This window comes from Sphingobacterium lactis, assembly GCF_011046555.1.
In the GTDB taxonomy this organism is placed as follows: Bacteria; Bacteroidota; Bacteroidia; order Sphingobacteriales; family Sphingobacteriaceae; genus Sphingobacterium; species Sphingobacterium lactis.
Genome location: NZ_CP049246.1, coordinates 276,951 through 287,665, shown reverse-complemented (window position 1 = coordinate 287,665; position 10,715 = coordinate 276,951). Strand labels below are relative to the sequence as shown.

Below are 10,715 nucleotides of genomic sequence, written 5' to 3'. Positions count from 1 at the left end.
TTGCTAATATATGAAGAAAACGATTAAAATATTGTAATAATGTTAAAAAAATATTAAAAAGTTTGAAGGTAATGTAATTTAATCGGGTGTTAATAGCAGATTTTGTATTTGTTTCGCCATTTGGCTATAATAATGGAATATCATTCGTTACATTTGCTATTCGAACTTATAAATTATGTTAATCAAGTCAATTGAAATCTATAGGCTCAGCATTCCGATGGAGCCGTTCGTGATTGCCACAGGGGTAATGGAGTACGCGCAGAACACATTTATCAAGATCCTTACGGACACGGAATGGTATGGCGTTGGGGAATGTTCGGCTTTTCCGATGATCGTCGGGGAGACCCAGGAGACCTGTTTGGCGGTCGCTCGGGATTTTGCGAAAATCTGGGTAGGGAAGGATCCGTTGGATGTGGAAGCGCGCTTGGCGGAACTGCACTTGTATATTGCCCGCAATGGCACCATCAAATCCGCCTTCGATATGGCGTTGTATGATCTTGCCGCCAAGGCTGCAGGTCAACCATTGTATCAATACTTGGGCGGTACGCCACGTGAAATCCATACGGACATCACCTTGGGCATCGCCAGTCCGGAGGAAATGGCGACCAAGGCGAAAGTATTGCACGATGGTGGAGCCGTTGCGCTGAAGGTGAAATTGGGGAAGAAGCCCCAGGATGATATTGCCAGAATAAAGGCCATTCGCCAGGCTGTCGGATTCGATATCCCGATCCGGATCGATGCCAATCAGGGATGGTCCTACGCCGAAGCCGTTGAAGCATTGCAGGGTTTGGAGCCTTTAAAGATCCAATTCTGTGAACAACCGATGCGCACCTATAACGACCATCTATTGGCACAATTACGTTCGGAAACCATCGTGCCCATTATGGCGGATGAATCCGTTTATGACCATCACGATGCCGACCGGATCTGTCGCACCGATGGATGCGATTACATCAATATTAAATTCTCGAAATCTTCGGGAATTGCAGAATCCCTGAAGATTCAGGCCGTTGCCCAGGAATACGGTATTCCTTGCATGATCGGGGGGATGCTGGAAAGCAGGCTGGCCTTGGCGGCCAAGGCGCACTTTGCCTATGCTGCTCCCAATGTAAAATTCTTCGATTTGGACACCTGCATGGTCGGCCACCTGGAAGATCCCGTAATCGGGGGTATCCAGTATGATGGCTATGCCATCCACATTACGGAAGGTCCCGGAATTGCCGCTGACATAGCGCCGGAATTCTTGGAGAAATGTGAAAAATGGGTAGTATCTTAATTTTTTAACAAATGTTAAATAATGACAGCTGGAGCCTCGGAATGAGCGAAATAATCATCCTTGGAATCCTAATTTTAATCGTGGTGTTCTTCTTTTGGCTTTTTTCACGGCTTTTGAAGCGAAAGTGAAAACGGCAAGGGGAGGTATTCTTGAATAATTGAGTACCTTTGTAAACATTTTTATCATAATATACGACTATGAGTACACAAAGAGGACCTATTTCTCAATTTATTGAGAAAAACTATCTTCACTTCAATGCTGCATCCTTGGTTGATGCTGCGAAAGGATATGAGACCCACCTTGCTGAAGGTGGAAAAATGTTGGTTTCCCTAGCTGGTGCGATGAGTACCGCAGAATTGGGAATCTCTTTGGCGGAAATGATCCGTCAGGATAAAGTTGCGATCATCTCCTGTACAGGTGCGAACCTGGAAGAGGATGTGATGAACTTAGTTGCGCATTCACACTACAAGCGTGTACCTAACTACCGTGACCTTACGCCACAGGACGAATGGGAATTGTTGGAAAACCACTATAACCGTGTTACGGATACCTGTATCCCTGAGGAAGAAGCATTCCGCAGATTGCAATCGCACTTGGAAAAAGCGTGGAAAGATGCTGAAGCAGCTGGCGAGCGTTATTTCCCACACGAATTCCTATATAAAGTGGTTCTTTCTGGCGATTTGGAGCAATACTACGAGATCGATCCGAAGAACTCCTGGATTTTAGCGGCTGCGGAAAAAAATATTCCAATCATCGTACCGGGATGGGAAGACTCAACAACAGGAAATATCTTTGCTTCCTACGTGATCAAGGGTGAATTGAAAGCACATACCGTCAAAACCGGTATTGAATATATGATCTATCTTACAGAATGGTACCGTGAGAATTCCGGTGGCAAAGGTGTAGGATTTTTCCAAATTGGTGGTGGTATCGCTGGTGACTTCCCGATCTGTGTTGTGCCAATGATGTACCAGGATTTGGAATGGCATGATGTTCCTTTCTGGTCCTATTTCTGTCAGATCTCCGATTCGACAACGTCTTACGGATCTTATTCCGGAGCTGTTCCGAACGAGAAGATTACTTGGGGTAAATTGGATACCCAATCGCCTAAGTTCATTGTGGAGTCGGATGCAACCATCGTTGCACCTTTGATCTTCGCTTGGGTATTAGGTCAATAAAATAGCATTTGTAATCCCTTAAAGTCGCGTCCCTTGGATAAAACGTTAACTACAGATAATCCAATAGCCATACAGGCCCTGATGTCAGAAACTGTTTTTGCCATCCCTGGTGCTGCTATGCCTATCGTGGAGACGCTGACTGCAGGTCCTATACATGATACTCCTCAGCAAAATCCGACAGGAACTGCTGAGGAGTTCATCTATCAAGGTGATAAATCAACGGGCGTGCTGTTCATTCTGCGATATCCGGAATATCCCTATTTCTCGCCGCAGGCGGAAGAAGCTTTCCTGAAAACGATCGGAGCACTGAACCTGAATGCAGGCAATGTGGCCGTGGTGAACCTGGCGAACCCGCATAACCCCAATGAGTGGAAGCGCATCATGAGCTTCTTCAACCCCAAGAAAATTACGCTGCTTGGCGTGGAGCCGACTTCCCTGAAATTACCGGTCATCGGCCATAATTCCTATATGCACGGTAAGGTGGCAACCGTATTCAATACGTTCTCCTTTGAGGAGATGTTTGCCGATGTGCAAAAGAAGAAAATGTTCTGGACGGAGTTCAAGTCCTTTATCCAATCTTAATTTTTAGCCTCCTTTTTCTTAATTCCCCATAAAGATGATTACTTTTGAAGCTTATTATTTTTAGGCTATGGAATTGGTATTTGCAACAAATAACGAACACAAATTAAAGGAAGTCCAAGAGATGGTTGGTGATAAGTTCACCTTAAAATCGCTATCGGACATTGGCTGTCACGATGATATTCCCGAAACCGGCGATACCTTTGCGATCAATGCCAAGCAAAAAACAGACTATTTGGTGGAGCGATTCCAAGTAAATTGCTTTGGCGATGATTCGGGATTGGAAATCGACGCCCTGAACGGAGAACCAGGTGTTTATTCGGCACGCTATTCCGGCTCAAGGGATATGGAAAAGAACATTGATCTGGTCCTGGACAAGCTTAAAGATAAATCAGATCGGAACGCACGATTCAAAACGGTCATTTCGCTATACCTCAATGGCGAACAATATTTTTTTGAAGGTACCGTGGAAGGACGGATAATCGATACGCGTACGGGAACCGAAGGATTTGGATACGATCCTATCTTCATTCCGAGTGGCTACGACAAAACGTTTGCTGAAATGAGCTTGGAAGAAAAGAATAAAATCAGCCACCGGTCCAAAGCGGTTGGCGCATTGGTGGCATTTCTAAAGGAACAGTAAGATACCCTGAAACAAGAAGAAATCTCTTGGTATTAAGGAATTGTAAATTAATCTTTGCTTAACCTCTGTTTAAAACAGAGAAAAAGCAGAGATTTTGTTATTTATTGAAATTCAATGTTTTGACGTGCTTTTAAATAGATGTTTGTTACCAACAATTATAATTTTTAACAATTAGGTAATACTATAGTAAACCTTACATATTCTTACGGTAATATTCTCTTAAAGTCCTAAAGGTAGCTTTGCGGCATATTGTTAACCCACAAAGCATGAATAATATCCAGAAGACAAAATTGTACTTTGCCTTGTGTTTTTTCGCTGGTATTGCTGCACCCCTCCCGGGTTCTGCTGCCAATCCGCCAGAAACCATGAGCGTGCAAAGGACTCAGGACTACCAAGGTGTGGTAACCGATGAGTCAATGGTGCCGATCCAAGGTGCCAGCGTCAAAAACATGACCACAGGAGCATCCACCCAAACCGATGCCAACGGTCACTTTTCACTCCGCATCGCAAAAGGGGAGTCCATTCAGATCAGTTCCATGGGCTATGATACACAGGTGTATGTGTTCGATGACCAAACCAGTTTTACCTTGACGTCCAATTCTTCCAATTTAGACGAGGTTGTTGTGGTAGGTTATGGTACGCAGAAGAAGGTGAATCTTTCGGGTGCGGTAGACTATGTAAGTGGGAAGGTGTTGGAAAGCCGTCCGATTGCGAATGTTGCGCAAGGCTTGCAGGGTATGGTGCCGAACTTAAATATTCAATTCAACAACGGTGGTCCGGGTACGGCCGCAAAAATCAATGTCCGAGGCATGACCTCCATCAATGGCGGTGATCCGTTGATCATGGTGGATAATGTGCCGGTGAGTGCCGAAGAATTGAACCGCATATCCCCACAGGATATCGAGTCTCTTTCCGTTATCAAGGATGCGTCGGCTGCAGCGATCTATGGTGCACGTGCCGCCTTCGGGGTCATCTTAGTGACCACGAAGTCCGGAAAAGGTAGCCTCAAGATTAATTATGCCAATAACTTTACCTGGAATAAACCTACCGTGATTGCAGATAAGGTTACTGATCCCTATGTTTTCTCCAGACTGTTGGAGTTGTCTACGGATAACACACCGTGGGATAACGTCAATTTCTCCGATCAATACTACCAATATGCAAAGCTTCGCTCTGACGATCCTTCCACTCCGGCGGTGCGTGTCGATCCGTCCAACCCCAATCAATGGGAATATATGGGCAATAAAGACTGGACCAGACATTTCCTTTCAGACTGGACCAATAGCCATACCCATGACCTCTCGATTGCAGGATCTGACGAAAAGGTCAGCTACTACCTGAGTGCAGGGTACAACCGACAAAACTCACCGATCCGTTTGGTGGATGATTACTTTGACCGCTATAACATGCGTTCCAAGTTGAGCTATAAGTTGACCGATTTCCTATCTGTCGGTAACAATACCATATTGGGCTTATCCAAGAGAAAAACACCTTCGCAGGTCAGCCTGACGGAGATTTACAACGTCTTTCCAACGAGTGTAGATAAGAACCCGGATGGTACCTGGGCCTATTCGGATACCGATCGAAATGTAGGTGCCGGACGTATTGCTGCCAAGATGGTTGACGGTGGGGAAAGTGTGAAGCGTTTCCAAGATATTCAATCCACTTTTAATGCAGAGCTACGTCTTTTCGATAGCAAATTCAAATTGAATGCGGATTATACCTTCCAACGCAATTCTACCAACTGGAATTGGTTCACGACCAAATACAAAATCGGGTACGGGCCTAACGACGTGCGGGATGAAGGTGAATCGAATGCTTACCGTGAATTGGGATTCTCCTATTATAATATTTACAACATTTACGGAACCTATACCCAAGATTTTAACAAACACCATGTCACGGCCATCCTAGGTTTTAACCAAGAGGATTACCGTCGGGAAATTGTGGAAGCAGAGAAAAAGGGATTGATTTCCGACCAATTCCCTACGATTGCCTTGGCAAATGGTGCAGCCGATGTAGGTGAGTACGTCGATAAATATGCACTTCGCGGTGCATTCTACCGCTTAAATTATACGTATGATGATAAATACATTGTCGAGTTCAATGGTCGCTATGATGGTTCCTCCAGATTTCCTAAGGATAAACGCTTTGGTTTCTTCCCATCTGGGTCCGTTGCATGGCGTCTAGACCGCGAAAACTTCCTTTTGGAATCCTCCGTGATCAGTCAATTGAAGTTGAGAGCATCCTACGGTGAACTTGGAAACCAGTTGATCTCCAACTTCGGGTACATTCCAAGTATGGAACCATACGTTTCTCCGTACCTGATTGATGGAAAATTGGCACAGGCCATCGGCACACCGGGCCTTGTTTCACAGAATTATACCTGGGAAAAAGTGAAAACTTATAACGTCGGGTTGGATTATGGTTTCGCCCAGAACAAACTTGTCGGATCCTTTGATTTCTACAGAAGGAATACCATCGGGATGTTAACCCTGGGCAAGAAGTTGCCAAATATCCTTGGGGTAACCGAACCCAATGAAAATGCGGCAGATTTAGCAACCTATGGCTGGGAATTCAGCCTGAGCTATAACGACTCCAAAGAGGTGGCAGGTGCGCCATTGAATTTTGGTGCACGCGTGATGCTTTCGGATTCCTATTCTGAGATTACCCGATTCGACAACCCGAAGAAGCTGATCAACCAGTATTATGAGGGGATGCGATTGGGTGAAATTTGGGGAATGGAAAGTGATGGCTTTTTCCAGAATGCGGAGGAAATTGCAAATTTGGACCAAACCGCCATTATTCCTTGGGGAGCACTGTCCATCGTACCAGGATGGCCGAAATTCGTGGATCAGGACAAGGATGGAAAAATCGATAAAGGTTATGAGTTAGGCAACACCAAGGACCTCAAGGTTATCGGGAACTCTACGCCACGGTACCAATTTGGATTGGACCTGAATGCCAGCTGGAAAGGATTCGATTTCCGTGCCTTTTTCCAAGGCGTCATGAAACGTGATTATTATCCTTTGGACTATATGTATTGGGGCGTTTATCAACAGCCTTATGGTCCGATCTACAACCATCTATTGGATTTCTATCGCCCTGCTGATGATGCGGACAGATCGAAACATTCACAAGCGTACCTCAACATGGGCTTGGCCGATCAGAACCTGGATGCTCAATATCCGATTCTGCAATCTTGGTTGGCGGATCTAAACTTGGGTACACGCATCGATGAGGTGCAAGGACTCGCGATTCCAAATAACAGGTACATGCTGAATGCGGCCTATCTACGATTCAAGAACTTGACAGTCGGATATACACTACCGGCACAATGGATGGAACGCGCAAAGATCAAGAGCCTACGGATTTATGTCAGCGGTGAAAACCTCATGGAATGGTCGCCGGTGAAGAAATTCTTTGATCCGGAGGTAGTCAATATCAATACATATACAGATCCTGCATCAGCACGGAGAAGAGAGGGCAATGGTATGGTGTATCCATTCCAGCGCAGTTTCTCCGCAGGGTTACAACTAACATTTTAATAGCATGAAAACAACGATAAAATTCGGTTTATTAACTGCAGCCTGCCTGGGCATGTTGTCCTGCAACGACAGTTATTTGGATATAAAACCCGAAACAACCATCCAGAAAGGAGATTTCTTCAAGACGGAGTCGGATATGGAAATGTATGTCCTGAACCTCTATGATTTCCGCGCAGCGGACTTCTATGAAGCAGATGCTACAACGGATAACGCCAGTACAACGGGAAATAAGGAAATCAAGAACATGATGTTGGGGAACGTAACGGCCGCCAACACGACGACAGGATGGGATTGGGACCAATTGCGAAAGGTAAATTTCCTATTGGAAAATATTGCAGGTTCCAACCTGTCCGAAGCGAAGAAAAAACATTACGAAGGATTGGGCCGATATTTCCGAGCGCGTTTTTATGCCGAGAAGGTGCAGCGCTTTTCGGATGTGCCATGGGTGGATAAGGTGATTTCGGAAAAGGATGAAGCCAGCCTATTTGGACCGCGGAATAAACGCGAGGAGGTCGTAGCGAAGATAATGGAAGATTTTGCGTTTGCTGCAGCAAATGTGGAAACGGCTAAAGTAGCAGGAAAGGTCAATCGGTGGGTGGTCCTTCAGGAGTACAGCCGCTTTGCGCTATACGAAGGAACGTACCGTAAATACCATACCTATCTGAATTTGGAGAAAACAGTTCAGGAGTTCCTGACCAAAGCCTACCAAACTTCCGAGGAAATCATGACGAAAGGCGGTTTCAGTATTCACAACACTGGAAAACCGGAGGCCGACTACCTGAGTCTATACAATTCCAGTAGCTTGGAGAACAATCCAGAAGTTATTCTGGGTCGCATGTATGCCACCAACATCATCAACCGTTCCGATTGGCCGGGGATGTTCGGGAGCTATGAATATTACCCATTGCGCGATATGTTGCAGAGTTACCTGATGAAAGATGGTTCGGTTTTCACGAGCAAGCAGGGCTATGAAACCATGGGTTTTGTGGATGAGTTTAAGAACCGCGATCCGAGATTGGCTCAAACGTATGCCGCACCGGGTTGGGAATTGATTTATGTAAGTACCTATTCGCAAGGCCCCGGAATTTATATCCAACAGATGACCAAGAACTTTTCCGGTTATCATCAGATTAAGGGCTTCCTGAATTATAAGGAGCAGGATACGCGCTTTGATATGGATATTCCGCTTTACCGCTATGCCGAGGTACTGCTAAACTTTGCGGAAGCGAAGGCAGAACTTGGGTTGGCCAATCAGGCGGACCTAGACAGATCGGTCAATCTACTTCGTCGCCGTGCGGGGATGCCGGATATGCCGATTACACCTGCATTGGATCCAAAGATGGCAAGAGACTACAGCAATGTAACGGCAGGGAATAAATCCCTGATTCTGGAGATTCGCCGCGAGCGCCGTGTGGAGCTAGCCTTTGAAGGATTCCGGTTCAACGACCTTATGCGCTGGCATGCCGGCAAACTGTTGGAGAAAAAACCACAGGGGATCTATTTCAGCGGACTGGGTAACCATGACATGACCGGCGATGGTGTTCCAGACGTGAAGTTGATCGACCAATCGCAGAGTATTCCAGAGGTACGGGAGAAAAACAGCCTTGGTGTTCCTTTGCGCTACTTCCGTGTCGGAAAATTTGGTCATGATGTATCTTTCTTCCTGAGTGAAGGAAATAAAGGGTATATTGATGTGGTGGATAAGGTTGGTGAATTCGAGCAGCCGAAGTATTATTACAGACCTGTTCCACAGAACGATGTGAACCTGAATCCAAATCTGAAACAGATATTTAATTGGTAAAAACGTATTTTTCAAGATAGACACATGAAGAAGAAAATGAGTTTTTTACTGGCCTTCCTATTGGCGGGCCAGTTCCTGACGGCACAGACGCCGAAGACGAAGAAAGCCATCGTGATTATTGTAGATGGTATTCCCGCAGATATGATCGAAAAGGTAAATACACCGTTCATCGATGCGGTGAGTGCTGCCGGAGGTTATACCCGTGCGACCATGGGTGGAGAGGTAGATGGCTATTCCCAGACGCCTACCATTTCTGCGGTGTGCTACACGAGCATGATTACCGGCACGTGGGGAAATAAACACAATGTCTGGAACAATGAGTTGGAGGATCCCAATTACAATTATTGGACCCTGTTCCGTTACCTGAAGAAGGATAGTCCGGATCGCAAGATCGGTATTTACTCTACTTGGTTAGATAATCGGACCAAGTTGGTGGGTGAGGGACTACCTCAGACCGGAAACCTGAAGTTTGACGTTCATTATGATGGGTATGAAATCGATACGGTCCGTTTTCCTCACGATAAGTTGACCACCTACATCAGTAAGATTGATGAAGAGGTTGTGAAGGAAGCATCACAGAGCTTGCGTACGGATGCTCCGGATTTCAGTTGGGTTTATCTACAGTATACCGATAATACGGGACATATCTATGGCGACGGGCCAGGCATGATCGATGCCATTGAAAAAGCAGACCGTCAGGTTGGCGACCTGTATGCAGCCATCAAATACAGAGAGCAGTATCACAATGAGGATTGGATGTTCGTTGTCATTACGGATCATGGCAGGGATGTGGCGACGGGTAAGAACCATGGCGGGCAGACCCACCGCGAACGAACCATCTGGATTTCTACGAATGCCAAAGGTCTTAACCAACAGTTCCGGGCGCATGACCCCAATATTGTCGACATCCTGCCTTCCATGGCCAGACACCTGGGCGTAAAGATCGACCCGAAGCAACAATATGAGTTGGATGGTGTGCCTTTTATTGGGGAGGTATCCATTGCCAACCCGAAAGCGGATATCAAGGACGGAAAATTAATGCTTCGCTGGACTGCCTTTCATCCCGAAGGGAAAGTGAAAATCTCGGTATCAAAAACAAATACCTTTAAGGAAAAAGGTCCACAGGGGACTGACGTTTATGTAAGTGTAGGCGAATTCAACCAAGGGGCCGTAAAAGCTGAAATTGATCTCCCGAAAGATATGAAAGAGAGTAAGTTTCTGAAGGTTGTTTTTGAAGGCGAACATAATACCCTCAATCGTTGGATTGTTCGGTAATCTAAAACATAGGACAAGGAGAATTTGTCAACACATATTAAACGCCCAATCCGATAAGGATTGGGCGTTTTTACATGATGAGACCTTCTAAGGTTGGAATGATCATCTGTTGCAGCAAAGGTAGCCTCCGAAGGATCCGGTCAGTCAAGGGCTTTCGCGGCATAAATGCTCACTGCGTTCCGCTTTATTCCACGGTCCCTTGACAGGCCGTCCTTCTCCTGCTCTTGGTGGCCTAACAGAAGATCAGCCCGAACCCCTGATGATATAGGTCGCCTACAGAACGGACTTCCGGCGATTGAATGGACATCAATATGTTTGCTTGAACGTATTTAGGAACTTGAGGACAGCAAGAAACAGACGCGCTACGATCTTATTGATACCTACATCAGGAATGCCAAAGCCGTAGGGCATATAG

The 10,715-nt window shown here is 45.8% G+C and carries 7 protein-coding genes; all 7 read left to right on the top strand.

What is annotated here, in order from left to right; genetic code table 11:
• Positions 1–175: 175 nt before the first annotated feature.
• The 7 genes from G6N79_RS01300 to G6N79_RS01270 all read left to right on the top strand — a co-directional run bounded on the left by G6N79_RS01300 (position 176) and on the right by G6N79_RS01270 (position 10,300).
• Positions 176–1,276, top strand: coding sequence for a mandelate racemase/muconate lactonizing enzyme family protein (locus tag G6N79_RS01300; RefSeq protein WP_103904807.1), 1,101 nt, complete (start codon positions 176–178; stop codon positions 1,274–1,276).
• A 197-nt stretch (positions 1,277–1,473) separates the two neighbouring features.
• Positions 1,474–2,454 carry a deoxyhypusine synthase family protein gene (locus G6N79_RS01295; RefSeq protein WP_103904806.1) on the top strand — a complete coding sequence of 327 codons (981 nt, stop codon included), beginning with the start codon at positions 1,474–1,476 and terminating at the stop codon, positions 2,452–2,454.
• Positions 2,455–2,487: 33 nt separating this feature from the next.
• Positions 2,488–3,036 carry a hypothetical protein gene (locus tag G6N79_RS01290; RefSeq protein WP_234993126.1) on the top strand — a complete coding sequence of 183 codons (549 nt, stop codon included), beginning with the start codon at positions 2,488–2,490 and terminating at the stop codon, positions 3,034–3,036.
• Between the two features lie 67 nt (positions 3,037–3,103).
• Positions 3,104–3,676: a non-canonical purine NTP diphosphatase gene (locus G6N79_RS01285; protein WP_103904805.1), complete on the top strand. Its 573-nt coding sequence runs from the start codon at positions 3,104–3,106 to the stop codon at positions 3,674–3,676.
• 266 nt (positions 3,677–3,942) lie between these two features.
• Complete coding sequence (locus tag G6N79_RS01280) at positions 3,943–7,224, top strand: SusC/RagA family TonB-linked outer membrane protein (protein WP_234993125.1); 3,282 nt, start codon at positions 3,943–3,945, stop codon at positions 7,222–7,224.
• 4 nt (positions 7,225–7,228) lie between these two features.
• Entirely contained in the window at positions 7,229–9,025 is a 1,797-nt protein-coding gene (locus G6N79_RS01275) for a RagB/SusD family nutrient uptake outer membrane protein (RefSeq protein ID WP_103904804.1), read from the top strand.
• A gap of 24 nt (positions 9,026–9,049) precedes the next feature.
• Positions 9,050–10,300, top strand: a complete 1,251-nt coding sequence (locus tag G6N79_RS01270) for an alkaline phosphatase family protein (RefSeq protein ID WP_103904803.1) — start codon at positions 9,050–9,052, stop codon at positions 10,298–10,300.
• Positions 10,301–10,715 lie beyond the last annotated feature (415 nt).

Bases quoted from the DNA above. Each gene is read 5' to 3' on its own strand.
- G6N79_RS01300 (WP_103904807.1), top strand. From the start codon at position 176: ATGTTAATCAAGTCAATTGAAATCTATAGGCTCAGCATTCCGATGGAG.
- G6N79_RS01295 (WP_103904806.1), top strand. From the start codon at position 1,474: ATGAGTACACAAAGAGGACCTATTTCTCAATTTATTGAGAAAAACTAT.
- G6N79_RS01285 (WP_103904805.1), top strand. From the start codon at position 3,104: ATGGAATTGGTATTTGCAACAAATAACGAACACAAATTAAAGGAAGTC.
- G6N79_RS01280 (WP_234993125.1), top strand. From the start codon at position 3,943: ATGAATAATATCCAGAAGACAAAATTGTACTTTGCCTTGTGTTTTTTC.
- G6N79_RS01275 (WP_103904804.1), top strand. From the start codon at position 7,229: ATGAAAACAACGATAAAATTCGGTTTATTAACTGCAGCCTGCCTGGGC.
- G6N79_RS01270 (WP_103904803.1), top strand. From the start codon at position 9,050: ATGAAGAAGAAAATGAGTTTTTTACTGGCCTTCCTATTGGCGGGCCAG.